This is a genomic window from Streptosporangium sp. NPDC000095, from assembly GCF_042899335.1.
In the GTDB taxonomy this organism is placed as follows: domain Bacteria; phylum Actinomycetota; class Actinomycetes; order Streptosporangiales; family Streptosporangiaceae; genus Streptosporangium.
This window is the reverse complement of record NZ_JBIAZS010000005.1, coordinates 139,958-166,458: the sequence shown is the minus strand read 5'-3', so window position 1 is coordinate 166,458 and position 26,501 is coordinate 139,958. Positions and strand designations below refer to the sequence as shown.

Below are 26,501 nucleotides of genomic sequence, written 5' to 3'. Positions count from 1 at the left end.
GTCCCCTCCGCGTTCTCCACGCACCGTGCCCCCGCCGCCCCCGCCCCCGCCGCCCCCGTCCCCGCCCCTTCCGTGCTTTCCGTGAGAAGGCGGCGCTCATCCGTCCAGCGGCTCCGCCGGATGACCGTCTTCTCCCTCACCATGGGCCTCGTCCTCGCCTGGATCAGCCCTCTCGCCGAGCTGGCGGACGAGGACGGGGGAAGCAGGCCCTCGCTGCTGACCGTCGGGATACCGGGCCTGGTGATCTTCAGCCTTCTGTACCTGAGGATCGTCAAAGCGGCCCTGGACGACACCGGCGCGCGAGGCGAGATCGTCGCCTCTGCCGTGGTCGCGGTGGTCCTCATGCTGACCCAGAATGGCGATCCCTGGCCCTGGGGGTTGCTCGGCCCGGCGTGGGCGTCGGGCGCCGCGCTGCTGCTCGGCAGATCCGCCACGATCGCCGTCACCGTCGTGGCCGCCGCCGCCGGACTGTTCCTCGCGTCGCAGGGACAGGGGGTCGCCGAGGTGTTCGCGGCACCGTACGAGGAGAGTTCCCTGCCCGGCATCGGCGCCTACCTCGGGGTGGCCGCGGCGGCGCCGTGGGCGAACCGGTTCCAGCTCTGGTTCTGGCAGCTGTTCAGGGCCGCTGAGGAGGGCAAGGAGGCGCGGGCCAGGCTCGCCGTCACCGAGGAGCGACTCCGCTTCTCCCGCGACCTGCACGATCTGGTCGGGCACAGCCTCTCCGCGATCGCCGTCAAGAGCGAGGTGGCCTCCAAGCTGTCGGGCGTGGACGCCGGGCGGGCGGCCAGGGAGATGGACGAGGTGAGGACCCTCGCGCGGCAGACGCTCAAGGAGATCCGCGCGGTGGTACGCGGCTACCGGACGGTCGATCTCACCGCCGAGCTGCGCGCGATGACCGCGGTGCTGGAGGCGGGCGACATCCGCTGCACCCTGGAGACGCCGCGCGAACAGGTGCCAGAGGGGACGGCCACCCTGCTGGCCTGGGTGGTGCGGGAGGGCACCACCAACGTGCTGCGGCACAGCTCAGCCACTCGGTGCCGTATCACGATCACCCTCCACGGGGAAGACGTCGTGCTGGAGATGACCAACGACGGGGTGAACGAGGAAGGGGCGGGTGGCGACGGGGTGGACGGCCGGGGCGGCACCGGCCTCCTCGGGCTGTCGGAGCGGGTCGCCGCGATCGGCGGGACCGTCACGGCGGGCCCCGGCGCTCCCGGGACGTTCAGGCTGCGGGCGACGATCCCGCTGGAGGGAGAGCGATGATCCAGACGATGGCCGTCGTGCCGGGCCGTCCCACCGTCTCGTACCGTCTCGCCGTGCCGGGCTGTCCGGTCGAGGTGGGGCGTTCCGGTGGGGTGAGTGGTCCGGTCGAGGTGGGCCGTTCCGGTGGGGTGAGTGGTCGGGGCGAGGCGGGCCGTCTCGCCGTGCCGGGCTGTCGGGCCGAGGAGGCATGGTGATCCGGACACTGCTCGCCGACGACGAGCACCTGGTCAGGAAGGCGATCGCCACCCTGCTCGGCCTGGAGCCGGACATCGAGGTGGTGGCGGAGGTGGCGAGGGGGGACCTGGTGGCGGCGGCCGTGCTGGAGCACCGGCCCGATGTGGTCGTGCTGGACATCGAGATGCCGGGGATGGACGGGCTGAGCGTCGCCGAGACGCTGCGGGGCCACGCGGTGCTGATGCTGACCAGCTTCGGGCGGCCCGGATACCTGCGGCGGGCGCTCGCGGCAGGGGTGCGCGGCTTCGTCCCCAAGGACGCCTCCGCCGACGAACTGGCGACGGCGATCCGCAAGGTCCACGCGGGTGGGCGCTATCTCGACCCGGAGATGGCCGCCTCGGCGATGATGGCGGGGGAGAGCCCTCTCACCGAGCGCGAGCGCGGCTCTCTGGAACTGGCCGCGCAGGGCGCCTCGGTCGCCGAGATCGCCGCCGCGCTCCACCTCACCCAGGGCACCGTACGCAACTACCTGTCCAGCGCCATCACCAAGCTGGGCGCGACCAACCGGATCACCGCGATCCGGGCCGCCCAGCAAAAAGGTTGGCTCTAAACGCGTTTTCTCCTTCGAATCGGGCAAGGGACTCCCGTGTTCGCCGGAAGATCGACGTCAGGGACGAGGGAGGTTCGCACCTTCTGGTAGGAGTGACGACCTTCTTCCGCGCGGTGACATCGGATGAACGTGATGCGTGACCAGTCGGCGGGTGACGCGTCGCCGTGGTGCCGGGCCGGTTTCTCCGTGGCGGCCGGGCGTGAGGAGGAGGCATGCGCGTCTCTGGTAACTCCCGGGCTCAGGTGGTCGGCGTCGGGAATCGTCTCGACGTGGGAACCGTGGCCCAGGTGCGTCCGCGACTGCACGAGGCGGTCGACTCGGGGCGGGGCGACCTGATCGTAGATCTTTCCGGGTTGGAAATGATCGACGCCACCGGTCTCGGGGTGCTGGTGGGCACGCATCGCCGCGCTGTGAGCGCGGAACGCCGCCTCATCCTGCGGAGGGTGCCGCCCAGGGTCATGCGGGTGCTGGCGGTGACCCGGCTCAACCGGGTCCTCACCGTCGAGCTTCCGGTGGCCGCGGTGGCCTGATCCGGAAGGTCGCCGGGTTCGGGGATCCGGCGGCACCGGAGCACGATGTCGGAGGACGGGCACGGCGGGCCCGCCCTCGTGTCACACCGCTGTCGTACACCGCTGTGTTACGCCGCGATCAGGTCACGAAGGACCTGTGGAAGATGTGCGTGGCGGTGTCGATGAGCCTGGCGACCGGAGGTGGGTCGTCGGCCAGGACCCACTCGATGAGCAGTTCCTGGATCGCCCCGATCATCCCCAGCGCGAGGAGGTGCTGGTTGGCCTTCGTCGCCTCCGGCATGTCGGCGACGTTCGACTCGATCGTCCTGGTGAGGGCCGCGACGGCCGACTGCCTGGAGGTGAGGAGGCAGTCGCCCGCCCGGCGGACCTCCAGATGCATGATCTGCGCACGACGCCTGTCTTCGGTGACAAAGGTGATATAGCTGGTGATTCCCGTCCTGACCCGGTCGGCCAGGGTATCGGGGGCCTGCTCGATCGCTTTCGACATCGACTCCAGCGTCTCGTGCACGCATCGGGTGTACACGGTCTGCATCAGCTCCTCGCGTCCTGAGAAGCACTCGTAGAATGCGCGGTTGGAGATACGTGCCTCGGCACACAACCTCTCGATCGTCGTTTCGGGGAATCCGGGGTCGGAGAAGAGGGTGTACGCCGCGGAGATCAGACGCTCCCGGCGCTCCTCAAGTCGCTCCTCCGCTGACATTCCCCGGTAGGACCGTCCATTCATGTCAAGCTCCCACAGATCAGTGCGAGGTTGACAGATACTCGCTTTATCACTTCCACCTCATGGCTCTGGCCCCCGGAATCAACCATTATGGGTGCAAGATCCTTTTTGTGGAAGAGTCGCTATGTTATTTCTTGCATTATCCATGTAAGAAGGCGACATGTCTGAGTAGTCGGTCAAGGTGTTTTCAGTCGTGGTGGAATGGGCGGGGTTCGTCGCGGGCGGCGCGGGAAAGTCCGGCCCCGGGTCGCGAACCTCGGGGCGCCGTTCTGTTCAAAGTCCGCTCGGCCTCAAGAGCGAAGCCGGCCTCGGAAGAGCGGCCGGGGTGGCGCCGGTCCCGGTGGGCGACCGCCTAGCGAGTGAGCAGGCCCCGGTCCAGGGCCGTGGTCACGGCGGCGGTGCGGTCGGAGACGCCTAGCTTGCCGAAGACGCGCAGCAGATGGGTCTTGACCGTGGTCTCGCCGATGAACAGGGCCCTGCCGATCTCCGCGTTGGTCAGCCCCCTGGCCACCAGGGAGAGCACCTCCGTCTCACGCGGCGACAGCGACTCGGTCACCGGAGCCCGCATCCGGGTGACCAGCCTGGTCGCCACCGACGGCGACAGGACGGTCTCCCCGCGCGCCGCCGAGCGGATCGCGGCGAGCAGGTCGGCCCTGGAGGTGTCCTTCAGCAGATAGCCCGCCGCGCCGGCCTCGACCGCCCGGACGATGTCGGCGTCGGTCTCGTAGGTGGTCAGCACGATCACCCGGCTCTCCGGCCGCCCGGTGAGGATACGCGAGGTGGCGCTCACCCCGTCTCCGTCCGGCATACGCAGGTCCATCAGGATCACATCCGGGGTGAGCTCCGCTGCCCGTACGACGGACTCGTCCCCTGAGGCCGCCTCGCCCACCACCGTGATCCCGGAGTCGGCCTCCAGCATCCCCCGAAGGCCCTCGCGGACCACCGGGTGATCGTCGACGATCATCACGCGAAGCATGTGTCACCCCTCCTGGTCGGGACGGCCGGTGCCGTCGCTCTGGCCGGTTCGGTCGGTGGGGGGAGCGGGCCGTTCCGGAGAGTCGTCGGCGGTGAGGACGGGCCGGTCGGTGGGGACGACCACCTCAAGCACCGTCCCCTCGCCGGGGAGTCCCTTCACAGTGAGGGTGCCGCCGACCTGCTCGACGCGGGCGCGCATGCCCCGCAGGCCGTACCCCTCGCCGCCGGACGGCTCGAAACCGCGTCCGTCGTCGCGTAACCCCAGCCGTACGGAGCCGTCCCGGTAGGCGATCGAGACCGCGACGGACGCCGCGTCCGCGTGCTTGCGCACGTTGGCCAGCCCTTCCTGGGCGGCGCGGACGAGCACCACCTCGGCCGAAGCGCTCAGCGGCCGGGACCTTCCGTACGCCTCGAATCCGGCGGACAGGTTCGTCTCCTCGCCGAAGCGGTTCGTCAGCCGCCGCAGCGCCTCGTCCAGGGTCGAGCCGTCCAGCGGCGCCGGGCTCAGCGTGGTGACCAGCAGGCGGGCCTCGGTGAGGTTCTCCCGCGCCGTCCGCATGGCCAACGCCAGGTGGCGGGACGGGTCGGGCTGCGCCTCGGCCGCCTGGAGCAACATGATGATGCTGGTGAACCCCTGAGCAAGGGTGTCGTGGATCTCCCCGGCGAGCCGTTCGCGCTCCGCCTGCGCCCCGCGCTCGGCCGAGAGCGTGGACACCTTCGCCCGGCTGCTCTCCAGCTCCTCGATGAGCGCGGCCCGCTCCTCGCTCTGCCGGGTGATCCGCTCCATCCAGATGCCGAACGTGGCGGAGAAGACGACGACGATCGTGGCGACCACCAGGAAGTTGAACGGCTCCGCCCCCTCGACCAGGAACAGGTAGCGGATCATCGCGGGGAGGTTCAGCGCGGTCACGGCGATCATCGCCCGCCTGGCGGGGAAGACCATGAAACACTGCGGGCAGAGCCCGAACAGGGCGTAGGTCGCGTACGACGCGGTGAGTCCCGGGGGAGTGAACAGCGCGATCAACAGGCCGATGTAGACCGCCCCCCGCAGCCGGTCACCGCGGATGATCGCCGGACGGCCGAACAGGACATAGAGCGGCAGGATCGCGCCCAGGCAGCTCGCCACGATCACCTTCTCGCGCACGGGCACGTCGATGACGAACGCGGTCGAGGTGGGCAGGAGGAGCCCGAAGGCCAGAAGCAACTCCCAGCCGCGCAGCGACTCCCACGCGTGCGGTTCGGTCCTTCGGGCGGAGGGCTCGGTGTGGTCGGCGAGACTCACCCGTCTCGGCGGCTCTTCCAGCGGAACGTCATCAGGCACAGCACCAGTCCTCCGACCGCCCAGGCTCCCAGGACCAGGGCGACCCGGTTGAGTTCGTACGAGTTCGCGACTTCAAGTGTGGCACCGGCGTCCCCCAGGAAGACCGACCGGAACCCCTGGCACATCCACTTGAGCGGGAAGAGCGAGGCGATGTTCACCAGCCAGGACGGCAGCTGTCCGATGGGGATGAACACCCCGGAGATGAACTGCAGCACCACGAACGGCATCGCGATCACCGCGGAGGCGCTCTTGGCCGACCGGGGCAGGCTGCTGATCGCGACACCGAGCAGGGCCGAGCCGACCACGCCGAGCACGAACACCCAGGCGAAGGTCACCCACCGGAACGCCTCCGACGGCAGCTTCAGGCCGAACAGCGCGACCCCGATCGCGAGCAGGATGACGACCTGCAGGAAGGAGACGAACAGGGTGTTGAGGGCCTTGCCGATGAAGTAGGAGGTGCGCGGCAGCGGGGTGCCGGCCAGCCGTTTGAGCGTGCCGTCGTCGCGGTCCACCGCGATGTTGATCCCGAGGTTCTGGAACCCCGTCATCGCGGCGGTCCCGATGAGCCCGGCCACATAGAGCTGGGAGACGGTGAGGCCGGTCCCCTCCATCTCACCGGAGAAGATCGATCCGAAGATCACCAATATGATGATCGGGAAGGCGAAACTGAAGATCACCGCGTCTCGCTCGCGAAAGAACATCCTGTTCTCGACGACCGTCCGTGACAGCCCCAGTCGCATCACGGAAGGTTGCCCCACGGATGACGCCGGGGCGGAGGGGCGGGCAAGGGTCTGGCTCATCTGGTCGGTCACCTCGGGGGATCGGTTCGCGCTCGTACGGGAGACGGTCAGGCGGGGGTCTCGATGAGGCGGAGGTAGACGTCCTCCAGGGTGGGACGGGTCACGGCCAGTTCGGGGACCTCTCCGTCGAAACGACGGGTCAGCTCCAGCACGGTCCTGGTCGGCGTGTCCGTCTCCAGGAAGTGGCGCTCACCCGCGTCGGACCAGCTCACCAGTGCCTTGCCGGCGGCCCTGCCGCCCAGCGTCTTCGGCTCGCCCTCGGCCACGATCCGTCCCCCGGCGACCACCGCCACCCGGTCGGCGAGCGCCTCGGCCTCGTCCAGGTAGTGGGTGGTCAGCACGATCGTGGTGCCGTCGCGGGCCAGGCTCTCGATCAGCTCCCAGAACCGCCTGCGAGCCTCCGGGTCGAACCCGGTGGTCGGCTCGTCCAGGAAGAGCAGCTCCGGATCGCCGATCACCCCGAGCGCGACGTCCACCCGGCGCCGCTGCCCGCCCGAGAGCTTCCGGATGCGCTGGTCGGCCTTCTCGGTGAGCCCGACCTGCTCGATCACCTCGTCCGGGTTCTTGGCGCCGGGGTAGTAGCCTGCAAAATGCCGTACGGTCTCCCGCACGGTCGCCTCGGCCACGTCGTTGGCCGTCTGCAGCACGATGCCGATCCGTGAGCGCCACGCGCGGGTGGGCCTGCCGGGGTCGACCCCCAGGACGCTCACCTCCCCGGCGTCCCTGGAGCGGTGCCCCTCCATGATCTCCACCATGGTGGACTTCCCCGCCCCGTTCGGGCCGAGGATCGCGAACACCTCGCCCGCGCGGATGTCGAGATCGACTCCTGCGACGGCCTGAACGTCGCCGTAGCGCTTGGTCAGACCTCTCACTCTTACCGCTGTGTCCATGTGCCAAGCGTCGCGTCCACGCGGTTCTCGCGGTACCGACGTTCGATGGAGCCCCGTGTCCACCGAACGGAGGACACGGGCCCGTCGTTTCTCTCTCGATCGGCGGCGTGCCGTGACGGACGGCCGCTTCATGCGCTCGATCTCAGGCCGGATGATCCGGACGTGGTGCACATCGAGTGTGCCACCGGCACACCGTATTTGAAGAGCGATTCAGAAGGCACGGGATAACCACTGATATTCGGCTGTTTTCCGGCAGCCGCATTGCTCGTCGAGAATTCAGTAACGCCTGTCGCGAAAAGGGTGGCCGAGCTTGAGTGGCGGGCTGGGAAGAAGGGAGGCGGAAATGTCGATCAATGATCGACCGGTGACCCCGTCGGGTGCCGAATGGCGCGAGAGCGCGCGGTAATGGCCAGGGTGGGCCTGTGTCGAGGTGGCGCGGAAACCCGCCCGGTGTCATCGCCGTGCGCGACGGCGAGGATCCGAACGGCCTCGCCCTGGACTTCGCACCCAAAAAGTGGTCGGCGTTCCCGGGCGGGGAGCTCTGCGTGCCGTGACAGCCGTCGGATTCCGTTTCGCACGCCTCCTCCGGGCCTCGGCGGCACTCAGCTCGTCAGAACAGGGTGTCCTCGCGTTCGATGCCGCGCAGCTCGTCGTAGTCGAGGGTGACGCAGCGGATGCCTCTGTCCTCGGCCAGGGTCTTGGCCTGGGGCGCGATGCTCTGGGCGGCGAGGATTCCGGAGACCGGGGCGAGCAGGGGGTCGCGGTTCATCAGCTCCAGATAGCGGGTGAGCTGTTCCACGGCGTCGATGCCGGCGCGGCGCTTGAGCTCCACGGCGACGGATGCGCCCGTGTGGTCGCGGCAGAGAATGTCGACGGGGCCGATCGCCGTCATGTATTCGCGGCGGACGAGCGTCCAGCCCGCGCCCAGGGTGGTGATGTGCTCGGCGAGCAGCTCCTGCAGGTGGGCCTCGACCCCGTCCTTGATCAGGCCCGGATCCACGCCCAGCTCGTGGCTGGTGTCGTGGATGATCTCCTCCATGGTGAGGACGAGCTTCTCGCCGGTCTTGCCGTGGGTCACCGTCCAGGTGCCCTCCTCCTCGCGGAGCTTGCACGGCGGGTTCATCCAGTTCAGCGGCTTGAAGGCCCGGTCGTCGGCATGGATCGAGACGCTGCTGTCGGCCTTGATGAGAATGAGCCGGGGTGCCATCGGAAGATGGGCGGTGAGTTTCCCGACGTAATCCACGCTGCACCGAGCTATGACCAGACGCATGACCGAACCCTATCGGCCCGCAGGGACCCCGGTCCCCGTGATCCATCCGGACGGCCCGCCGGCGGGCCGTCGGCGGTTGGGGTGTGACTCCCCGCTCGTACGGGAGTCGTACGGGCGGGGAGTCACGCCGAGAGGTCAGCGCACCGCCTCGGAGAGCTTGACGCGGGCGCCCGTACGCAGGACCGCGCGGCTGTAGATGCGGGCGCCGAGCATGAGGGTGCCCGCCGTCGCGAGGAGCATCAGGACCGCCGCCAGGGCGATCTCCCAGGCGAACACCTCGCCTCCGGCCATCCGGACCGGCATGACCATCGAGGAGAACGGCGGCACCAGCGAGAGGATCCTGGCCACCGGGCTGCTCGGCTGGACCGCCGCGAAGTAGGCCACCAGGTAGGTGACCATCATGAGCATCGTCATCGGGGTGAGGACGCTGTTCGCGTCCTCCTGCCTGGACACCAGAGACCCGAGCGCCGCCGCCATCGCGGCGAAGAAGGCGTATCCGAGGACGAACCAGAACAGCGCGCTGACCACGATGCCCGTCATCCCCGGGGGCAGGTCGGCCGCGAGACCGGTCGTCGCCGCCGCGCCGAGACCGGCCACGATGATCACGACCATGTTGGCGAGCGCGAGCGCGCCCAGCCCCACGATCTTGCCGCCGAGCAGCTGCCAGGGACGGACCGAGGTGAGCAGGATCTCCACGATCCGGCTGCCCTTCTCCTCGACCACGCCCATGGCGACGTACATGGAGGAGTAGATGAGCAGGAAGAACAGCACCATGACCAGCAGGGACGCGATGCCCACCCGCACGCCCGCGTAGCGGGTGTCGGCTCCGATGGAGACCTGCTCCAGAGGGGCGACCCGCATCGCCTCCGCCACCTTGGCCGGGTCCAGGCCCGCCTCGCCCAGCCGCCTCTCGGTCTGGGCGGCCTGGTTCGCGCTCTCCAGCAGCAGACCGAGGTCGCGGTCCACCTCGCCGTCGGCGAGCACCTTGCGGCCGTCCACCACGGCGGCGTCGACGTCGCCCGCGGTGACCGCGGCGCTCGCGGTGGCCTCGTCGGGGAACTCCCTGACGGTGAGCTCCACGTCCTTGGCCGCGCCGGTCAGGGCCGGCCGCAGCGCCTGCGACTGCGCTCCGGCGAGCCCCACGGTGTAGGAGTCGGGCCCGGAGAAGAGCCTGGGCAGGAACGCCAGTGCCGCGACCAGCACGGCACTGACCACGAGCCCGATGACGAACGCCTTCGTACGGCCGCGCGTGACGATCTCCCGCCGTGCGACCAGCCACAACCCGTTCACGCTACGGCCTCCCTGAAGATCTCGGTGAGTGTGGGGCGCTGCCACCCGAAGTGCTCGACCCTTCCGGCCTTGGCCGCGAGGCGCAGGATCTCCTGGTCGTCGCCGTCGACGCCCGCGACGAGGACCTCGTCGCCCTTCTCGACGACCTCTCCCGGCAGGGACGTGGCCCAGCCGGGAGAGGCGTCCCTGACGACCACCCTGAGCAGGCCGCGTCCCTCACGGTCGCGCAGCTCCTCGACCGTTCCGCTCGCCACCATGCGACCGGAGGAGATGATGCCGACCGAGTCGCAGAGCCGTTCGACGAGGTCCAGCTGGTGACTGGAGAAGAGCACGGGAACGCCTGCGGCGCGCCGCTCGGCGAGCACCTCGGCGAGCGAGTCGACGGCGAGCGGGTCGAGCCCGGAGAAGGGCTCGTCGAGGACGAGCGCCTCGGGATCGTGCACCAGCGCCACCGCGAGCTGCACGCGCTGCTGGTTGCCCAGGGAGAGCGCGTCCACCGCGTCGTTCGCGCGCTCGGTGAGCGAGAGGCGTTCGAGCAGGTCGCCGGTGGCCTTCTTCGCCCCGCTCGCGGTCAGGCCGCTGAGCCTGCCGAAGTATTCGACCTGCTCGGCGACCTTCATCTTCTGGTACAGACCGCGCTCCTCCGGCATGTAGCCGAACCGGCGCCGGTCGTCGAACGTCAGCGCCCTGCCGTCGCGGCGCACGGAGCCCGAGTCGGCGGTCAGCACGCCCATCAGGATGCGCATCGTGGTGGTCTTGCCCGCCCCGTTGGCCCCGACGAAACCGAACATCTCGCCGGGTTTCACGGAGAACGTCACGCCGCCCAGGGCGACCTTGTCGCCGTACCGCTTGTGCAGGTCGTCTATCTCGATCATTGGGGGGATCCCTCGGTGAGACGTCTCAACACGGAGACGTAGTCATGGAACGCCTGGCGGCCCTCATCGGTGATGGCGAGCCAGGTGCGCGGGCGCTTACCCACGAAGGCCTTCTCCACGCTCACGTAGCCGGCCTCCTCCAGGGTGATGACGTGCTTGGAGAGCAACGAGTCGCTGACCTCGATCGTGTCGCGCAGGAAGCGGAACTCGGCCTTGTCGGTGACCGAGAGCGCAGCCATGATCGACAACCGGACGGGCGCGTGGATGACGTCGTCGAGGCCGTGCCGAGGGTGTGAGCCCGTGCCGCCCGCGGCGCTTCCGGCGCCGCGCGTCGCCCTGCCCGCGCCGCCGTCCGCCGGGCCCGGGTGTCCCGCCTCCCGCGCGCTGTGGGTCTCGCTCACCGCTCCACCCGCAGCACACGCCAGGCCGCGTAGAAGATCGGGACGCTCGCGCAGATCGACAGCGCGATCAGCGCCGCGCTCCAGACCACGCCGGGGTCGTCGGGGCGCAGGAACGCGCCGAACACGAACACGAACAAGACCAGGGCGACGTACGAGATCGTCACGGGCCCCGTCGCCTTGTTGGCCCAGGCGACCTCCGGGTCCTGAACCCTCATGCCGCCGAGATATCCGACGAACAGGACGGTGAGGACGAGCCAAGCCGCCGCGGCCGTGTTTCTGGACCAGCCGGGGCCGAGGAACATGACGGGCCAGTAGACGATCGTGCCAACGCCCACGATCACGTAGAGCAGGCCGGCGAGGCGCGCCGGTCGCCGGGTGCGCCGGCCGACCTCGTCGATCTGTCGCAGGGCGTCCTCAGGTGTCAGCTCGTCCTTCACGACTCCTCCTCCGCTCATGTTCTCAAACGCTACTGGTTACTCAACTCCGGTTCAAGTACTTTCTGTCCGCTCTTTGGCTACCTGCCCGGCTTTTGGGGTAGCCGGTACCTCTCTGGGAGACTGTTGTGACGCCGGAGTGGCGGTTCGCCAGGTGGGCGACCCGGTGGGCGGGGTGGGAGAGCGATGACGAGCACTTGTCGGGCGGCGCGAGCGGTCGGAAGGACCGTGATGGCCGGCCTCGGCGCGACGGGCTCGTGAGCCCCCGCAAGGCCCGCCGCGCCGACCCCTTCGACCGGGGCGGCAAGCGGGGCCTCGCCCGTCCCGTCGGGGGCTCCGTGCCCGGCGTCGACCGTACCGAGGAGTGGTCCGACGGTGACTGGCAGGTGCGCCGGGTCACCGGTGGCGCGGCGGACAAGGTCTACCGCTGCCCCGGATGCGATCAGGAGATCAGGCCAGGACTGCCGCACCTGGTCAGCTGGCCCGCCTGGCCGGGCGGGGAGGACGAGCGCAGGCACTGGCACACCGCGTGCTGGCGCAACCGGGTCAGGCGCGGACCCGGCAGAAGCAGATACTGACCGGCGCACGCGGACCGGCCATCACCGACAACGACCGGCCACTATCGGCCACGACCGGCGCAGACGCGGGTCGGCTACCACTGACCTACCACTGACAACGACCGGCCATCACCGGCCACGACCGGCTCCGACGCGGGCCGGCAGGGCGGATTCGAGGAGAGACATGGAGATTCGGGCCTCTACGGTGTTGCCCGCGCGCAGGGAGCCGATCGAGTTGCACACCGGCGACGGGCTGACACTCGTCGGTGAGCTCGCCCTTCCCGCCGACCGGCCCCCGGTGGCCACGCTGGTCTGCCTGCATCCGCTGCCCACCCATGGCGGCATGATGGACAGCCACGTCTACAAGAAGGCCGCCAACCGGCTGCCCGCCCTCGCCGACCTGGCCGTGCTGCGCTTCAACACGCGCGGCACCACCTCGGAGCGGGGCACCTCCCAGGGAGCCTTCGGCGCCGGCGAGGACGAACGCATGGACGTCGCCGCGGCCCTGGAGTACGCCGACTTCCACGACCTGCCCCGGGTCTGGCTGCTCGGCTGGTCCTTCGGCACCGAACTGGCGCTCAAGTGGGGGCACGACCCGCTGGTGGAGGGGGCGATCCTGCTCTCCCCGCCGCTGCACCGGGCCACCGACGCCGACCTCGACGCGTGGGCGGAGTTCGGGCGGCCGCTGATCGCGCTGATCCCGGAGTTCGACGACTACCTGCGTCCGGAACAGGCCCGTGAACGCTTCGCCAGGGTGCCCCAGGCCGAGGTCGTCGGGGTGGACGACGCCAAGCACCTGTGGGTCGGCGAGCCGTACGTGCGCATCGTCCTCGACCAGATCGTCCAGCGGGTGAATCCGGCGGCCCACCCCCTGCCCACCGAGGTTCCCGGATCGTAGGAGCCTGTCCGGTTCGGTCGTCCGACGAGATCATTGTCGTGTACGCCGTTCGTCGAGGCCGGGGCACCACGAAGTCCTGATCTCCGAGCCCGCCGGAACGCCCGCGTGATCCGGGCGGTGAGAAGAGACGAGACAGGAAGAGAGCCCGGCGACCGTGCAGGTCGCCGGGCTCTCTCCCCGTAGCCGTCGCGAACGCCCCGGAGTCAGCGGCCGCCTATTCCTGCCACCACTCCGCGTCGTCGTCCTTCGTCTCGGTCCTCGCGGGCGCGGGAACCGGCTTCTCGGCGCCGTTGGCGGCGGGGATGGCCGGCTTCGGCGGTGCCGCGGCGATCGCGGGCTCCGGGTCGGCGGCCGGGAGCGGTGCGCCACCGAGCAGCTGGCGCAGCTGCGCGAGGTGGCTGGTGATGCTGTCGCGCTGGCGGGTCAGCTCGTCGACCTGGCGCTGGGCGACCGAGCGGCTGCGCTCGGACTCCGCCTTGGCCTCGGAGACGATGGACTCGGCGCTCGCCTTGGCCTCGGAGACGACCTGGTCGGCGTTCTTGCGCGCGTTGGCCAGCAACTGCTTGGCGTGCGTGTCGGCCTCGCGACGGGTCTGCTCGGCCTGCTGCGTGGCCTTGGTGGCGCGCTGCTCGGCGGTGGCCGCGCGCTGCTCGGCGGTGGCGGTCAGCTGCTGGGCCGCGGCCTGCGCGTTGGCGTGGCGCTCGGCCTCCTGGCGCTCGGCCTCCTCGCGCCGGGCGGCGAGCTGGATCTCGAACTCCGCCTCGTCCTGTGCCCGCTTCGCCTCGGACTCCTCAAGCACCCGCTGGGCCTGGGCGCGCATCTCGTCGGCCTGGCGCTTGGCGGTGGTGAGGACCTCGTCGCGCTCGCGCTTGGTCGAGGCGCGCAGCTGGGCCACCTCGCGCTCGGTGGTGGTGCGCAGCTTGGCGATCTCGCGCTCGGAGTCGGCGCGCTTCTCCGCCACCTCGTGGTCGGCGGTGGCGCGCAGCTTGGAGACCTCGCGCTCGGTGGTGGCGGTCAGCTCGTCGGCCTCGCGGCGGGCGGTCGAGCGGATCTCCTCGGCCTCGCGCTCCGCGCTGGTGCGCATCTCGTCGGCCTCGCGGGTGGCGAGGGCGCGCTTCTCGGCCGCCTCGTTCTCCGCGGCGGCGCGCAGGTCGGCGGCTTCGACCTTGGACGCCGCCTTGATCTCGTTCGCCTCGGCCCTCGCGGCCTGGACCAGCTCGGTCGCCTGCTCCTCCGCCAGGCGGAGGAGTTGCTCGATCCGGGCGCCGAGCCCGGAGTAGGTCGGTCGCTCCTGCTCCTGGAGCTGACGTTGTGAGTCGGACAGCTCCCGCTGCAGGCCCTGGAGCTGCTCCCGGGACTGCCGGAGCTCACCGTCGAGCTGCTTCAGATGGTCGTGGACCTGGTGCCGGTCATAGCCACGAAGCACCACGTCGAATTCCCGAGCGGGGGCGTCTTCAAAGAAATTGTTGAGCTGGGCATCGATGTCGGACTGCATGGAGGCTCGATCCTGGGTTGTCGAGACGGCTACACGGGCCGGACGGGGGTTTCAGGCATCCGAAGCGGGAGCCGGGGCGGGATCCACGTCCGGTGGTACGCCAGCGTACTCCGCCGTTGCCGAGTTGGCGGTCTCGTCCGACTTTATGCGCGACTTGTTACGTATCAGCGTTTCTTGCATTCGGGGTGGGCTTGGCGTGCCTTTCCGGGGCCTGAACGAGTTCGGTGAGCATTCCCCCGACGTCTTTGGGGTGAAGAAAGGCGATGGAAGAGTCCATGGAGCCGTGGCGCGGTCGCTCGTCGAGCAGCCGGACCCCCTTGCCGCCGATCTTGTCCATCGCCTGCACGACATCCGGAACGCCGAAGGCGACATGATGGACACCTTCCCCGCGCTTCGCGAGAAATTTGCCGACCGGCGTGTCGGGGCCGAGCGGTTCGAGAAGCTGGATATACGATCCACCGCCTTCGCCGTCGGCGATGCGCAGCATCGCCTCCTTCACTCCCTGCTCGATGTTCACCTCGCGGGCCACCACCGTGAGCTCGAAGGTCTGCTCGAAAAAAGCGATCTTCTCCTCAAGGTCGTGGCAGGCGATTCCTACATGATCGATGCGCATGAACATGGGGTCATCCTCCATGGGGTCGCCGATGTACTCATGGGTATGGTGGCAAAGTCGCTCCAAGTCCCGTCAGGGAGGCCCCACTTATGTCTGGTTCCGTCATCGTCGCCGGAGCTCGTACCCCCATCGGACGGCTGCTCGGTTCGCTGTCCGGCCTGTCGGCCGCCGAGCTCGGCGGCATCGCCATCAAGGCCGCGCTGGAGCGTTCCGGCGTCGCTCCCGACGCCGTGCAGTACGTGATCATGGGGCAGGTGCTCCAGGCGGGTGCCGGTCAGGTCCCCTCCCGCCAGGCCGCCGTCAAGGCGGGCATCCCGATGACCGTGCCGTCCCTGACGATCAACAAGGTATGTCTCTCCGGCCTGGACGCCATCGCCCTGGCCGACCAGCTCATCCGCGCCGGCGAGTTCGACATCGTGGTCGCGGGCGGCATGGAGTCCATGTCGAACGCCCCGCACCTGCTGCCCGGCCTGCGCAGGGGCGTCAAGTACGGCTCCGCGGACATCGTCGACTCGATGGCCTACGACGGCCTCACCGACGCCTACGACCAGGTGGCCATGGGCGAGTCCACCGAGCGGCACAACGCGCGCCTCGGCCTGACCCGCGAGGAGCAGGACGAATACTCCGCGCGCTCCCACGGGCTCGCCGCCGCCGCGATCAAGAACGGGACGCTCGACGACGAGATCGTGCCGGTGTCCATCCCGCAGCGCAAGGGCGAGCCGGTGGTCTTCTCCGCCGACGAGGGGGTGCGCGGCGACACCACCGTCGAGGTCCTGTCGCGGCTGCGGCCCGCGTTCGCCAAGGACGGCACGATCACCGCCGGATCGGCCTCGCAGATCTCCGACGGTGCCTGCGCGGTGGTCGTGATGTCCAAGGCCAAGGCCGAGGAGCTCGGCCTCGACTGGCTGGCCGAGATCGGCGCGCACGGCAACGTCGCCGGACCCGACAACTCGCTCCAGTCCCAGCCGGCCAACGCGATCAGGCACGCTCTCGCGAAGCAGGGCCTGGAGGTCGGCGACCTCGACCTGCTGGAGATCAACGAGGCCTTCGCGCAGGTCGTCCTCCAGTCGGTGAGGGAACTCGGCGTTCCCCTCGACAGGGTCAACGTCAACGGCGGCGGCATCGCCGTCGGCCACCCGATCGGCGCCTCCGGCGCCCGCATCGTCCTCACCCTCGCCCACGAGCTCAGGCGCAGGGGCGGCGGCCTCGGGGCGGCGGGGCTCTGCGGTGGCGGCGGGCAGGGCGACGCCCTGATCATCCGCGTACCCTCGGCATGATCGCGGAGGTCTCCGACCTGGTCGCGATGGCGCGCCAGGGAAGGCCGCGGGCCGTGGCCCGGCTGATCTCCATGGTCGAGAACGGCTCCCCGAGGTTGCGGGAGATCACCGAGCTGCTCTGCGCCGACCGGCCGCACCGGGCACGGATCATCGGGCTCACCGGCTCTCCCGGCGTCGGCAAGTCCACCTCGACCGGAATGCTGGTCCACGCGTTCCGCAAGCGGGGCATGCGGGTCGGCGTGCTCGCCGTCGACCCGTCCTCACCGTTCACCGGCGGGGCGCTGCTGGGCGACCGGGTCAGGATGCAGGACCACGCCACCGACCCGGACGTGTTCATCAGGTCGATGGCGAGCCGGGGCCACCTGGGAGGGCTGTCGTGGGCCACGCCTCAGGCGCTGCGTGTCCTGGAGGCGGCCGGTTGCGAGGTCATCCTCGTCGAGACCGTCGGGGTCGGGCAGGCGGAGGTCGACATCGCCTCGCTCGCCGACACCACCGTCGTGTTGCTCGCCCCGGGGATGGGCGACGGCATCCAGGCGGCGAAGGCGGGCATCCTGGAGATCGCCGACGTGTTCGTGGTGAACAAGGCCGACCGCGAGGGCACCCAGGCCACCGTCCGCGAGCTCCGCAACATGATCGCCCTGGTCGAGCGGCCCTGGAGGCCGCCGATCGTACCGACCGTGGCCTCCAGAGGTGAGGGAGGCGAGGAGGTGGTCGACGCCCTCGGCGACCACCTGGCCTATCTGGAGGCGTCGGGGGAGCTCGTCCGGCGCCGTCACGCCAGGGCGAGGGACGAGATCGAGGCGATCGCCCTCACCGCCCTGCGCTCCCGCTTCGCCCACCTGCACGGCGACCGGCGCCTCGACGCCCTCGCCACCCGCGTCCTGGACTCAGAACTCGACCCCTACACCGCGGCGGACGAGCTCCTGGCCGCCACGGGCTGAGCGAGACCCGCGCGCCTCGGGCACCGAACCGGTTACCGAGCCGCGCGGGACCGTGATCCGGACTTCGGATCCCGTGGTCCGAACCTCGTCCTTGGGACCCCGCGATCCGGCGGCCGTGGCACATGCCCGATCCGGGGGATCGAGATCACGGCTCCGGGGCTCAGGTCTCGTCGGCGAACTTGACGGCGACCTTCTCGAAGCCGAGACCCTTCAGCAGGCCCTCAAGCATGATCTTGGTGTTCTGGTCGGCCCGGTTGCGCAGGTCGCTGGCCTGGGCGGCCTCGGCGATCTTCTTCTCGGCGAGCATGTAGAGCTCCCGCTGGTCGGCGGGGGAGGAGGACAGCAGATCCTCGACCCGGTCGAAGAGGCCGCGCTGCTGGGCGTAGACGTACGAGCGCTTGTTGTCGATGTTCGGCTTCTCCAGCTGGGCGCGGGGCAGCTTCACCGTGACCTCGGTGCGGTCGGGGGAGACCGTGAGGGCGTTGCCGGCGATGCCGCCGAAGTCGACGTAGGCGTCGACACCGCCGGCGCCGACGAAGAGGGTCCTGCTGCCCTTGATCGCGTCGGGCAGGAAGGCCGCGTCCTTCTCCAGGTCCACCACGACCTGGAAGTTGCCGGTGGCGGCCTCGAAGCGGCTGAGGTTGTGGATGGACTCCAGCAGCACGGGCTGGCTGCGGTCGATCGTCTCCTCACCGAACGGGTTCAGCCACGACCAGGCGAGGCGTGCGCCGACGACGAGAAGGATCACGACGACGAGCAGCCCGGCGAGAAAACGCCAGAAACGCCCGCGGCGCGCCGTAGGGGGCGCCGCGGGCGGAGCTTCTTGGGAGGCTTTCACGGCGCTTTCCTTCCCCGCACGGTGACCTTCTCACGCGGAGCCTATGCCGATCTTCCTACCCCCGGGGAGAGGGCGGCGCGCCCCGTTCCGCGAAGGGGGCGCGCCAGGGGCCGGTCGGGGTGATCACTCCGGGGGCGGGGGGAACGCCGGGTGCCTGGTGGACGGTGCCCGGCCGCGGTTCGGGGCCGGTCGAGGCGCCCCCCGCACCCTGCCCGCTCTGCCCTGTCTGGGAGGTCTGTCCGGCCTGGCCGCCGAAGTGAGTGCTTTGTAGCCGGCAGTCGGTGAAGTCGGTGTAGTGGAGGCGGAGCCAGTCGCGCCGCTGGACGTCCGTGAGGCCGGAGAACCAGGCCGCGGCATACCGGTGCTCGGGAAGCGGCCCGCCGGGAAGCGGCTCGCCACGCAGCCACGCGGTCACGATGTCGCGGTAACCCGACGCGGGACCGGAGCCGCACCGGGCGGCCAGGCCGTCGACGAACTCGTCGGCGGCCTTCTCCGCGAAACCGGCCGCCAGGTCGTCGACATGGATCGCGATCACGCCCGCGGAGGCGGGAGGGCTGTCGCGCCTGGGATGCTGTTCCACCCGGGAGAACTCCCCGGGCGTCCCGGCCAGCCGAGACGCGATCTTGATGAACTCCGAGCCCAGCTCGGGGAGGCCGGCGCGCATGCCCGGGTGCACACACACCATGATCGGCCATTCCTGGCAGCTGTAGACGACCTGCTGGGCGGAGACCGGCTGCGGCTCGGTGAACAGCCTGGCCATACCGGTCCCGGCGGCGAGCACCGCGATCAGCGCCGCGGCCAGCACCAGGGCCTGGCGCGTCACGACCGCCGCCCAGCCGAGCAGCAGCGCCGAGCTGATCCCCACCAGCCAGAGCGTCTGGTCGGTGAACGCCGCCGCGTTCAACCCCTGGAAAGGGTCGTACGGCTCCCGCGTGGCGGGGGCGAGCCGGTCACCCCAGGTCGGCCCCTGGCACAGCCAGGTGAACAGGCTGTAGCAGCCGAGCCCGGCGAGGGCCGGTGTGATCGTCCAGGGCATCAGCCAGCCGATCACCCAGCCGATGACGACGTACAGCGCGAGCCCGGCCGCCCCCATCACCAGACCGCTGGGCAGCAGCCGCCCGGCCTGCTCTGTGATCATGGTTCTGACCGCGAGGACCAGGACAGTGGCGGTGAACGCGCCTCCCGCCACCACCAGGATCGCGAGTGGTGCCCGTACCGCCTGCCACGGGCTCATCGCCCCCCCACGCGTCCCGCGCCGTCTGCGCACCGCCACCCAGGCGGCGAACGCGGCCGCCACCGGGCCGGTGAGCCGGAGTGAGCCGATCACCGCGACGACGATGTTCTCCCACGCGCTGACCCCGGGAACCAGGACGCTCCACGCCGCGACCACCCCGAGCACGAGCAGGACGGCGACGGCCATCAACCCGCTCTGCTGGAGTTCCTCGCGTGAAACGCCCCCGTGCTCACGCACCGGTGGGCGTGGTGAGAGCCCACGCCGCGTCGATGCGGTCAAGGTCTGTCCGGCGTTCGAACGCCGTTGAGTTGTCGTTCATGAAGCACCCCCCGTGCCGTGAATGTGCGGATGCCGGTCCCCTCGGCGCCGGTCCGGCTCGCGTCCCCCGCAGGCCGGACTGAGTCATCGTGGCCACTTGGCCACGGCCTCACCATTCGATGTGGGAACCATAACGGAGCGTGACGTTTGGCGTCCGGGTTCTTGGTGAAGCCATCAGCGCGGTGACTCTACGTATACGGGCGAATCGGGATGAGGCCGCGCTACCGTAGCCCTGTGGTTACAGGTCAGCTGAATCTCCCGTTTGACCCCATCGAACGTGCCGCGGAGACGTGGCGCGTTCACTTCGGGCCCTCCTCGGCCATGGCCGCCGTCACATCGATCATGAGAGCGCACCAGATCCTGCTGTCGCAACTGGACACGCTGCTCAAACCGCATGACTTGACCTTCGCCCGGTACGAGGCGCTGGTGCTGCTCACCTTCAGCAGGACGGGGGCGCTGCCGCTCTCCAAGATCGGCGAGCGTCTGATGGTCCACCCCACGAGTGTGACCAACACCGTGAGCCGTCTGGAACGTGCCGGTCTGGTGCGGCGCCTGCCCAATCCCCGTGACGGCCGGGGCGTGCTCGCCGAGATCACCGGTGAGGGCCGCGAGACCGTCGGACGGGCGACGGCCGACCTGATGGCGGCCGACTTCGCCATGCCGATGTACGACGAGGCGAAGCTGGAGCAGATGTTCGACCTGTTCAGGACCCTCCGCGTGGCGGCCGGCGACTTTCAGTATTGATGCAGTGCTGTTGGCGACGCTAACGCGTCGCGGTGAGGCCGCTCTTACCCGGCTCCTTCCCTCGTCGAGGAAGATCGCTCGTTCCTCACGACCTCCCTCTCCTCAGTCCAGTCGCCGGCGCGGCCTCACGGGGAGTCCCGCCAGTGGGGACGCTGGGGCGGTGCGGCGAGGTTGTTCTTGTCCGGTTCGTGTTGTCGGGGATGCTGGGGCGTCGCGGTGAGGCCGCTCTTGTCCGGTTCCTTCCCTCGTCGAGGAAGGTCGCTCGTTTCTCGCGACCTCCCTTTTCTCGGTCCAGTCGCCAGCATGGGCTCACGGGTTGGTTGGCGACGCCCCCCGCGCCTGGTCAAGAATTACTAGGACGTCCTAGTATCTGGATGAGGCCACAAGCCGGATAAGAAGCCACATGCCATACAAGGGAGTCGGCCATGGACGCTGAGCGAGTCGAGGCGGGGCGGGCGCGCTGGCAGGCGCGCTTCGACGGGGCGCGCAAGCGCGAGGCGGAATTCCGCACCCTCTCCGGGATCGACGTGGACCCGGTCTACGGCCCCGAGGGCGGCGATCCGCGCATGGAGCGCATCGGCTGGCCGGGGGAGTATCCGTTCACGCGCGGCCTGCACCCCACCGGTTACCGGGGCAAGGCGTGGACCATCCGGCAGTTCGCCGGATTCGGCAACGCCAAGCAGACCAACGAGCGCTACAAGATGATCCTCGGCGCGGGAGGTGGCGGGCTGAGCGTCGCCTTCGACATGCCGACGCTGATGGGCCGCGACTCCGACGACCCGCGCTCGCTCGGCGAGGTCGGCCACTGCGGTGTGGCGATCGACTCCGCGCTGGACATGGACCTGCTCTTCGACGGCATCCCGCTCGGCGAGACCACCACCTCGATGACGATCAGCGGCCCCGCCGTCCCGATCTTCTGCATGTACGTCGTCGCGGCCGAGCGGCAGGGGGTGCCCGTCGGGAAGCTCAACGGGACCCTGCAGACCGACATCTTCAAGGAGTACATCGCCCAGAAGGAGTGGCTGTTCGCCCCCGAGCCGCACCTGCGGCTCATCGGCGACCTGATGGAGTTCTGCGCCGCCGAGATCCCCGCGTACAAGCCGCTCAGCGTCTCCGGCTACCACATCCGCGAGGCGGGGTCCACGGCCGCGCAGGAGCTGGCCTTCACGCTGGCCGACGGGTTCGGCTACGTGGAGCTGGGCCTGTCGCGCGGCCTGGACGTCGACGTCTTCGCCCCCGGTCTGTCCTTCTTCTTCGACGCCCACATCGACTTCTTCGAGGAGATCGCCAAGTTCAGGGCCGCCCGGCGGATCTGGGCGCGGTGGCTGCGCGACGTCTACGGCGCGAAGACCGACAAGGCCCAGTGGCTGCGCTTCCACACCCAGACGGCCGGGGTGTCGCTGACCGCGCAGCAGCCGTACAACAACGTGGTGCGCACCGCGGTCGAGGCGCTCGCGGCGGTGCTCGGCGGCACCAACTCGCTGCACACCAACGCGCTCGACGAGGTCCTCGCGCTGCCCTCGGAGAAGGCGGCCGAGATCGCGCTGCGCACCCAGCAGGTGCTCATGGAGGAGACCGAGATCGTCAACGTCGCCGATCCGCTCGGCGGGTCCTGGTACGTGGAGGCGCTGACCGACCGGCTGGAGGCCGAGGCCGAGGCGATCTTCACGAGGATCAGGGACATGGGCTCGGACGGCACGATGACCTCGGGCATCCTGCGCGGCATCGAGGACGGCTGGTTCATGTCCGAGATCGCCGAGGCGGCCTTCGACTACCAGCGGAAGCTGGAGAAGGGCGAGAAGAGGATCGTCGGGGTGAACTGTCACACCGCCTCCATCGACGAGCCGCTGGAAATCCTCCGGGTCAGCCACGAGGTCGAGCGCGAGCAGAACCGCGTCCTGGCCGAGCGCCGAGCCACCCGTGACCAGGCGGCCGTGGACGCCGCCCTCGCCGCGATGACACAGGTCGCGAAGGGGGAGGGCAACATGATCCCCGCCATGCTCGACGCGGTCAGGGCCGAGGCGACGCTGGGCGAGATCTGCGACGCACTGCGCGACGAATGGGGCGTATACACCGAACCTGCCCGCTTCTAGCGGTGGCGCGTCGGGGCACCGGCCGGGATGCGGCAGGATTGGAGTCATGAGCCCAGCGGACTTCACTCGACCCGGATCGCTCTACGGCGCCGTCGATCTCGGCGCTCGCAAGCAGGCACTTGAGGCACAGGCGCGGCGGGAGACCGCCGCGCAGGAAACCGGCGGTGTTCCGGCGCCGGTCATCGACGTCGACGACGCCAACTTCGCGACCGAGGTCGTCGAACGCTCCATGAACGGCCTCGTGCTGCTGGAGCTCACCGTCACCCGTGCCGAGCAGGCCAAGCAGTACAGCGGGCTGCTGGAGAAACTGGCCGCGGAGAACGCCGGCCGGTGGGTCTTGGCCAGGGTCGACGTCGAGCTCAGCCCTCAGATCGCGCAGGCGCTCCGGGTGCAGAACGTGCCCGCCCTGTACGCCATCTTTCAGGGGCAGCCGGTGGCCGTCGTCCCGGGCATCGCCACCGAGCCGCAGCTGCGCGACTGGCTGTCGCAGCTGATGGAGGCGCTTGCCCAGTATCTCCCGCCCCCCGGTGAGGAGGCCGCGGCAGGTGAGGAGCCGCAGCCGCAGGAGCCCCCGGTCGACCCGGACGTGCTCGCCGCCGAGCAGGCGATCGACGCCGGCGACCTCGACGGCGCGGTGGCCGCGTACGAGCGGCTGCTGGCCCGCTCGCCGAACAACCAGGACGCCAAACTGGGCCTGGCCGGGCTCGGCCTGATCCGCCGCACCCAGGACGTCGACCCCGCCGATGTGCAGCGCCGGCTGGCCGACCCCGCCGACGTCGAGGCCCAGCTCCTCGCCGCCGACTTCGAGATGCTCTCCGGCGAGGTGGACAAGGCCTTCGACCGGCTCGTCGACGTGGTGCGCCGCACCTCGGGCGCCAACCGCGACACGGCCAGGGTGCACCTGCTTGGGCTGTTCGACACGCTCCCCGGGGACGACCCGTCCATCGGCAGGGCCCGCAGAAACCTGGCCAGCGCCCTGTTCTGAGCGATCGACGGCCCTCGGAGCCCGGCTCACGTCTCCTCGGCGGGGGCCGGGCGGCGTGAAGTATGTCGTGACCGCATCTATATGTGCAGGTCGGCCGACACAGGCGCGCTCACCCACGACGGGATGGCACGATGGAAGGCATCCCAACCAAAGTCAGTCGCAAAGGAGCGGATTGGCTGTGGCCACCGTGCCGAGTGTGTCGTACTCCATCACCGTGCGTCTCGAGGTGCCCGCGGGCGGCAACGCCGTCAGCCAGCTCACCCACGCCGTAGAGTCCGCCGGAGGTGTGGTCACCGCGCTCGACGTGACCACGGCCGGACATGAAACGCTGCGCATCGACGTCACCTGTGCCGCGCGTGACACCGATCACGCGCAGGCGATCGTCGACAAGCTGGAGGGCGTCGAGGGCGTCGTCATCCACAAGGTCTCGGACCGGACCTTCCTCATGCATCTCGGCGGCAAGATCGAGATGCGGTCGAAGGTGCCGTTGCGCAACCGTGACGAGCTCTCCATGGCCTACACGCCCGGCGTCGCCCGGGTCTCCATGGCGATCGCCCGCAACCCCGAGGACGCCCGCCGCCTCACCATCAAGCGCAACACCGTCGCCGTCGTCACCGACGGCTCGGCGGTGCTCGGCCTGGGCAACATCGGCCCGGCCGCCGCGCTCCCCGTGATGGAGGGCAAGGCCGCGCTGTTCAAGCGGTTCGCCGACATCGACGCCTGGCCGATCTGCCTGGACACCCAGGACGTCGACGAGATCGTGCGCACGGTGCAGATCATCGCCCCCGGCTTCGGCGGCATCAACCTTGAGGACATCTCGGCCCCGCGCTGCTTCGAGGTCGAGCGGCGGCTGCGCGACCTGCTGGACATCCCGGTCTTCCACGACGACCAGCACGGCACCGCGATCTGCGTGCTGGCCGCGCTCACCAACGCGCTGCGCGTGGTCGGCAAGGATCTGGGCGAGGTCCGTATCGCCCTGGCGGGGGCGGGCGCGGCCGGTACGGCGGTGCTGCGCCTGCTGCTCGCGGCGGGCGCCCGCAACGTGGTCGTCTGCGACTACCTGGGCGCCGTGCACCGCGGCCGCCAGGACCTGGACGACTCGCTCCAGTGGATCGCCGACCACACCAACACCGAGGGCTACTCCGGTGACCTGCGCGGCGCGGTCAAGGGGGCCGACGTGTTCATCGGCGTGTCCGCGCCCGGCATCCTCAACGGCGACGACATCGCCTCGATGGCGAAGGACGCCGTGGTCTTCGCGCTCGCCAACCCCGAGCCGGAGATCTCGCCCGACGACGCCCGCGAGTACGCGGCCGTGGTCGCCACCGGCCGCTCCGACTATCCGAACCAGATCAACAACGTGCTCGCCTTCCCCGGCGTCTTCCGCGGTCTGCTCGACGCCCAGGCCACCGTGGTCAGCCAGGAGATGCTGCTGGCCGCGGCCAAGGCGCTCGCCGCCGTGGTGACCCCCGAGGAGCTCGGTCCCAACTACATCATCCCCAGCGTCTTCCACCCGGACGTGTCGGGCGCCGTCGCGGCGGCCGTGCGCGAGTCGGCCGGTGGCCGGGCACGTACGGGCATGACGGAGGCGTGACCGCGCGGTCCAGGGGCACGGCGGGGGCGGAAGAGGAGGCCTGGAGGCCCTCCTCTTCCGCTCCGGCCGCCCTTCTCGTCTCGCGCGGTGCCCTCACATGCGCGTCACGTGACACTGAGCGGGGTCCGAACCATCGGAACAGCGGGTGGAGCAGCGCGAAAGGGGGTTCACCCCTCATTATGGAGGCATGGCGGAGGCGATCTACGTCGGTGGGCTTCTGGTGGCGACCCCGCAGCTGGAGGATCCCAACTTCCGGCGCAGCGTGGTCCTGGTGCTGGAACACGATCTCGACGGCGGCACCCTGGGCGTAGTGCTCAACAGACCGAGCGACATCTCGGTGACCCAGGTGCTCCCCACCTGGGACACCATGGTCACCGGCCCGTCCGTGCTGTTCCAGGGCGGTCCCGTCCAGACGGACAGCGCCCTCGCGCTGGCCGCCGTCCCGAGCGGGCAGGAACCGCTCGGCTGGCGGCGGTTGCACGCGGGCACCGCGGCCGTCTCCAGGCTCGGCACCGTCGACCTCGACGCACCGCCGGAGATCCTCGCCGGGGAGATCGCCCAGATGCGCATCTTCGCCGGGTACGCCGGATGGTCGGCGGGGCAGCTGGAGAGCGAGATCGGCGAGGGCGCCTGGTACGTCGTGGACTCCGAGCCCGGCGACACCTTCCACCACGAGCCCGAGTCGCTGTGGCGGGCGGTGCTGCGCCGTCAGAGGGGCGAGCTCGCCTACGTGGCCACCTGCCCCGACGACCCCTCGATGAACTAGCCCTCCGCTCCGCACCCGCCGGGTCCGGACGATCATCGGGATCACCGCCCGGGCGGCCGATCCCGGGATGTCGCTCCGGCGCCGATGGGTCGTGTTTCGCGCCCGACCGACCGCCGGTGCCCCGGGCGCGGCGGTACGGGCATAAAATCGCGAGGGTGAGTACGAAGATTCTCCCTGAGAGCGACGTCCGCCCGGACCTGTCGCACGGCGACGGCGACCACGAGCGCTTCGCCCACTACGTCGAGAAGAACAAGATCATGGAGAGCGCGCTGAGCGGGGCCCCGGTCCGCGCGCTCTGCGGGAAGGTCTGGGTGCCGAACCGCGACCCCCAGAAGTTCCCGGTCTGCCCGGAGTGCAAGGAGATCTACTCGGGACTTCCGAAGGGCGAAGACGGCAACAACGAGTGAGTGTTGCTCATGGGTGATCGCCACAGATGAGGTTACGGTCGGGATGCCGCCGGAGAGCGGCGAACGTCCAGCGCCTGGGATCTGTCGGGGGAGTCCATGTTTCGGCGTGCGATCGCCGTTGTTTCCGCATGCCTGTTCACGGTGGGAGCCTCATCTCCTGTTCCCGTCGTTCCCGGCCGGGGAAGCGCCG

General features: G+C 69.9%; 29 protein-coding genes. 15 read left to right on the top strand and 14 right to left on the bottom strand.

All coding sequences use genetic code 11. From position 1 onward, the window contains the following. The first annotated feature begins 81 nt into the window (after positions 1 to 81). The 4 genes from ACFY3V_RS13940 (at position 82) to ACFY3V_RS13925 (ending at position 2,577) form a co-directional block, all read left to right on the top strand. A complete protein-coding gene (locus tag ACFY3V_RS13940; RefSeq protein WP_389773180.1) occupies positions 82 to 1,263 on the top strand; it encodes a sensor histidine kinase in 1,182 nt (393 codons plus the stop codon). Then, entirely contained in the window at positions 1,260 to 1,457 is a 198-nt protein-coding gene (locus tag ACFY3V_RS13935) for a hypothetical protein (protein WP_362897524.1), read from the top strand. The genes ACFY3V_RS13940 and ACFY3V_RS13935 overlap by 4 nt, the downstream gene beginning before the upstream one ends. After that, positions 1,454 to 2,047, top strand: a complete 594-nt coding sequence (locus ACFY3V_RS13930) for a response regulator transcription factor (protein WP_362897775.1) — start codon at positions 1,454 to 1,456, stop codon at positions 2,045 to 2,047. The genes ACFY3V_RS13935 and ACFY3V_RS13930 overlap by 4 nt, the downstream gene beginning before the upstream one ends. 212 nt (positions 2,048 to 2,259) lie before the next feature. After that, entirely contained in the window at positions 2,260 to 2,577 is a 318-nt protein-coding gene (locus ACFY3V_RS13925; protein WP_362897526.1) for an STAS domain-containing protein, read from the top strand. A 118-nt stretch (positions 2,578 to 2,695) separates the two neighbouring features. On the opposite strand, the gene ACFY3V_RS13920 is transcribed toward ACFY3V_RS13925, so the two are convergent. From ACFY3V_RS13920 to ACFY3V_RS13900, 5 genes are all read right to left on the bottom strand, one after another. After that, positions 2,696 to 3,301, bottom strand: a complete 606-nt coding sequence (locus ACFY3V_RS13920; protein ID WP_362897528.1) for a TetR/AcrR family transcriptional regulator — start codon at positions 3,299 to 3,301, stop codon at positions 2,696 to 2,698. Between the two features lie 349 nt (positions 3,302 to 3,650). Further along, positions 3,651 to 4,274 (bottom strand): response regulator, encoded by a 624-nt coding sequence (locus tag ACFY3V_RS13915; RefSeq protein WP_389773176.1) that lies wholly within the window; start codon positions 4,272 to 4,274, stop codon positions 3,651 to 3,653. A 3-nt stretch (positions 4,275 to 4,277) separates the two neighbouring features. Then, positions 4,278 to 5,594: a histidine kinase gene (locus ACFY3V_RS13910; RefSeq protein ID WP_389773172.1), complete on the bottom strand. Its 1,317-nt coding sequence runs from the start codon at positions 5,592 to 5,594 to the stop codon at positions 4,278 to 4,280. After that, positions 5,552 to 6,334, bottom strand: coding sequence for an ABC transporter permease (locus ACFY3V_RS13905; RefSeq protein WP_389773169.1), 783 nt, complete (start codon positions 6,332 to 6,334; stop codon positions 5,552 to 5,554). The genes ACFY3V_RS13910 and ACFY3V_RS13905 overlap by 43 nt, the downstream gene beginning before the upstream one ends. Positions 6,335 to 6,441: 107 nt before the next feature. After that, the gene (locus ACFY3V_RS13900; protein ID WP_389773166.1) at positions 6,442 to 7,284 is read right to left on the bottom strand and encodes an ABC transporter ATP-binding protein; all 843 of its coding nucleotides are present in this window, start codon (positions 7,282 to 7,284) and stop codon (positions 6,442 to 6,444) included. A gap of 422 nt (positions 7,285 to 7,706) precedes the next feature. Here ACFY3V_RS13900 and ACFY3V_RS13895 point away from each other — a divergent pair, with 422 nt between their 5' ends. After that, positions 7,707 to 7,838, top strand: coding sequence for a DUF397 domain-containing protein (locus ACFY3V_RS13895; RefSeq protein ID WP_362897538.1), 132 nt, complete (start codon positions 7,707 to 7,709; stop codon positions 7,836 to 7,838). 56 nt (positions 7,839 to 7,894) lie between these two features. On the opposite strand, the gene nucS is transcribed toward ACFY3V_RS13895, so the two are convergent. The 5 genes from nucS to ACFY3V_RS13870 form a co-directional block, all read right to left on the bottom strand. Beyond that, positions 7,895 to 8,554 carry an endonuclease NucS gene (nucS, locus tag ACFY3V_RS13890; protein WP_350948584.1) on the bottom strand — a complete coding sequence of 220 codons (660 nt, stop codon included), beginning with the start codon at positions 8,552 to 8,554 and terminating at the stop codon, positions 7,895 to 7,897. A 135-nt stretch (positions 8,555 to 8,689) separates the two neighbouring features. Next, a complete protein-coding gene (locus ACFY3V_RS13885; RefSeq protein ID WP_389773162.1) occupies positions 8,690 to 9,844 on the bottom strand; it encodes an ABC transporter permease in 1,155 nt (384 codons plus the stop codon). Next, positions 9,841 to 10,719, bottom strand: a complete 879-nt coding sequence (locus tag ACFY3V_RS13880; RefSeq protein WP_350948586.1) for an ATP-binding cassette domain-containing protein — start codon at positions 10,717 to 10,719, stop codon at positions 9,841 to 9,843. The genes ACFY3V_RS13885 and ACFY3V_RS13880 overlap by 4 nt, the downstream gene beginning before the upstream one ends. Next, positions 10,716 to 11,120, bottom strand: coding sequence for a winged helix-turn-helix domain-containing protein (locus tag ACFY3V_RS13875; RefSeq protein ID WP_389773159.1), 405 nt, complete (start codon positions 11,118 to 11,120; stop codon positions 10,716 to 10,718). Before ACFY3V_RS13875 ends, ACFY3V_RS13880 begins: the two co-directional genes overlap by 4 nt. Further along, positions 11,117 to 11,557 (bottom strand): hypothetical protein, encoded by a 441-nt coding sequence (locus ACFY3V_RS13870; protein WP_362897545.1) that lies wholly within the window; start codon positions 11,555 to 11,557, stop codon positions 11,117 to 11,119. Before ACFY3V_RS13870 ends, ACFY3V_RS13875 begins: the two co-directional genes overlap by 4 nt. Positions 11,558 to 11,811: 254 nt before the next feature. Between ACFY3V_RS13870 and ACFY3V_RS13865 the strand changes: the two genes are divergently transcribed. Both ACFY3V_RS13865 and ACFY3V_RS13860 read left to right on the top strand, forming a co-directional pair. After that, entirely contained in the window at positions 11,812 to 12,132 is a 321-nt protein-coding gene (locus ACFY3V_RS13865) for an ATP/GTP-binding protein (protein WP_389773156.1), read from the top strand. Positions 12,133 to 12,295: 163 nt separating this feature from the next. Continuing rightward, on the top strand, positions 12,296 to 13,009 hold the full coding sequence (locus ACFY3V_RS13860) for an alpha/beta hydrolase (protein WP_362897547.1): 714 nt from the start codon (positions 12,296 to 12,298) through the stop codon (positions 13,007 to 13,009). Between the two features lie 214 nt (positions 13,010 to 13,223). Here the strand turns inward: ACFY3V_RS13860 and ACFY3V_RS13855 are convergent, their stop codons facing one another. After that, positions 13,224 to 14,504, bottom strand: coding sequence for a DivIVA domain-containing protein (locus ACFY3V_RS13855; protein WP_362897549.1), 1,281 nt, complete (start codon positions 14,502 to 14,504; stop codon positions 13,224 to 13,226). Positions 14,505 to 14,661: 157 nt separating this feature from the next. Further along, complete coding sequence (gene mce / locus ACFY3V_RS13850) at positions 14,662 to 15,123, bottom strand: methylmalonyl-CoA epimerase (protein WP_350948591.1); 462 nt, start codon at positions 15,121 to 15,123, stop codon at positions 14,662 to 14,664. Between the two features lie 83 nt (positions 15,124 to 15,206). On the opposite strand from mce, the gene ACFY3V_RS13845 reads away from it, so the two are divergent. Next, on the top strand, positions 15,207 to 16,394 hold the full coding sequence (locus tag ACFY3V_RS13845) for an acetyl-CoA C-acetyltransferase (protein WP_389773151.1): 1,188 nt from the start codon (positions 15,207 to 15,209) through the stop codon (positions 16,392 to 16,394). Further along, complete coding sequence (gene meaB, locus ACFY3V_RS13840) at positions 16,391 to 17,335, top strand: methylmalonyl Co-A mutase-associated GTPase MeaB (protein ID WP_362897554.1); 945 nt, start codon at positions 16,391 to 16,393, stop codon at positions 17,333 to 17,335. The genes ACFY3V_RS13845 and meaB overlap by 4 nt, the downstream gene beginning before the upstream one ends. A gap of 160 nt (positions 17,336 to 17,495) precedes the next feature. Here meaB and ACFY3V_RS13835 read toward each other — a convergent pair whose 3' ends face one another. Beyond that, on the bottom strand, positions 17,496 to 18,173 hold the full coding sequence (locus ACFY3V_RS13835; protein ID WP_389773148.1) for a DUF4230 domain-containing protein: 678 nt from the start codon (positions 18,171 to 18,173) through the stop codon (positions 17,496 to 17,498). 55 nt (positions 18,174 to 18,228) lie between these two features. Continuing rightward, positions 18,229 to 19,644 (bottom strand): hypothetical protein, encoded by a 1,416-nt coding sequence (locus ACFY3V_RS13830; protein ID WP_362897557.1) that lies wholly within the window; start codon positions 19,642 to 19,644, stop codon positions 18,229 to 18,231. Between the two features lie 291 nt (positions 19,645 to 19,935). Between ACFY3V_RS13830 and ACFY3V_RS13825 the strand changes: the two genes are divergently transcribed. The 6 genes from ACFY3V_RS13825 (at position 19,936) to ACFY3V_RS13800 (ending at position 26,311) form a co-directional block, all read left to right on the top strand. Further along, the gene (locus ACFY3V_RS13825; RefSeq protein WP_350948596.1) at positions 19,936 to 20,469 is read left to right on the top strand and encodes a MarR family transcriptional regulator; all 534 of its coding nucleotides are present in this window, start codon (positions 19,936 to 19,938) and stop codon (positions 20,467 to 20,469) included. 425 nt (positions 20,470 to 20,894) lie between these two features. Then, positions 20,895 to 22,562: a methylmalonyl-CoA mutase family protein gene (locus tag ACFY3V_RS13820; RefSeq protein ID WP_350948597.1), complete on the top strand. Its 1,668-nt coding sequence runs from the start codon at positions 20,895 to 20,897 to the stop codon at positions 22,560 to 22,562. 46 nt (positions 22,563 to 22,608) lie between these two features. Then, positions 22,609 to 23,547, top strand: coding sequence for a tetratricopeptide repeat protein (locus ACFY3V_RS13815; RefSeq protein ID WP_389773144.1), 939 nt, complete (start codon positions 22,609 to 22,611; stop codon positions 23,545 to 23,547). Positions 23,548 to 23,725: 178 nt separating this feature from the next. Further along, positions 23,726 to 25,138, top strand: coding sequence for an NAD-dependent malic enzyme (locus ACFY3V_RS13810; protein ID WP_350948599.1), 1,413 nt, complete (start codon positions 23,726 to 23,728; stop codon positions 25,136 to 25,138). A 187-nt stretch (positions 25,139 to 25,325) separates the two neighbouring features. Next, entirely contained in the window at positions 25,326 to 25,904 is a 579-nt protein-coding gene (locus tag ACFY3V_RS13805) for a YqgE/AlgH family protein (protein ID WP_329091052.1), read from the top strand. Between the two features lie 155 nt (positions 25,905 to 26,059). Then, positions 26,060 to 26,311 (top strand): DUF3039 domain-containing protein, encoded by a 252-nt coding sequence (locus ACFY3V_RS13800; RefSeq protein WP_362504743.1) that lies wholly within the window; start codon positions 26,060 to 26,062, stop codon positions 26,309 to 26,311. The last annotated feature ends 190 nt before the right edge of the window (positions 26,312 to 26,501 follow it).

Bases quoted from the DNA above. Each gene is read 5' to 3' on its own strand.
- ACFY3V_RS13935 (WP_362897524.1), top strand. From the start codon at position 1,260: ATGATCCAGACGATGGCCGTCGTGCCGGGCCGTCCCACCGTCTCGTAC.
- ACFY3V_RS13925 (WP_362897526.1), top strand. From the start codon at position 2,260: ATGCGCGTCTCTGGTAACTCCCGGGCTCAGGTGGTCGGCGTCGGGAAT.
- ACFY3V_RS13920 (WP_362897528.1), bottom strand. From the start codon at position 3,301: ATGAATGGACGGTCCTACCGGGGAATGTCAGCGGAGGAGCGACTTGAG.
- ACFY3V_RS13915 (WP_389773176.1), bottom strand. From the start codon at position 4,274: ATGCTTCGCGTGATGATCGTCGACGATCACCCGGTGGTCCGCGAGGGC.
- ACFY3V_RS13905 (WP_389773169.1), bottom strand. From the start codon at position 6,334: ATGCGACTGGGGCTGTCACGGACGGTCGTCGAGAACAGGATGTTCTTT.
- ACFY3V_RS13900 (WP_389773166.1), bottom strand. From the start codon at position 7,284: ATGGACACAGCGGTAAGAGTGAGAGGTCTGACCAAGCGCTACGGCGAC.
- nucS (WP_350948584.1), bottom strand. From the start codon at position 8,554: ATGCGTCTGGTCATAGCTCGGTGCAGCGTGGATTACGTCGGGAAACTC.
- ACFY3V_RS13880 (WP_350948586.1), bottom strand. From the start codon at position 10,719: ATGATCGAGATAGACGACCTGCACAAGCGGTACGGCGACAAGGTCGCC.
- ACFY3V_RS13860 (WP_362897547.1), top strand. From the start codon at position 12,296: ATGGAGATTCGGGCCTCTACGGTGTTGCCCGCGCGCAGGGAGCCGATC.
- ACFY3V_RS13855 (WP_362897549.1), bottom strand. From the start codon at position 14,504: ATGCAGTCCGACATCGATGCCCAGCTCAACAATTTCTTTGAAGACGCC.
- mce (WP_350948591.1), bottom strand. From the start codon at position 15,123: ATGTTCATGCGCATCGATCATGTAGGAATCGCCTGCCACGACCTTGAG.
- ACFY3V_RS13845 (WP_389773151.1), top strand. From the start codon at position 15,207: ATGTCTGGTTCCGTCATCGTCGCCGGAGCTCGTACCCCCATCGGACGG.
- meaB (WP_362897554.1), top strand. From the start codon at position 16,391: ATGATCGCGGAGGTCTCCGACCTGGTCGCGATGGCGCGCCAGGGAAGG.
- ACFY3V_RS13825 (WP_350948596.1), top strand. From the start codon at position 19,936: ATGAGGCCGCGCTACCGTAGCCCTGTGGTTACAGGTCAGCTGAATCTC.
- ACFY3V_RS13820 (WP_350948597.1), top strand. From the start codon at position 20,895: ATGGACGCTGAGCGAGTCGAGGCGGGGCGGGCGCGCTGGCAGGCGCGC.
- ACFY3V_RS13815 (WP_389773144.1), top strand. From the start codon at position 22,609: ATGAGCCCAGCGGACTTCACTCGACCCGGATCGCTCTACGGCGCCGTC.
- ACFY3V_RS13805 (WP_329091052.1), top strand. From the start codon at position 25,326: ATGGCGGAGGCGATCTACGTCGGTGGGCTTCTGGTGGCGACCCCGCAG.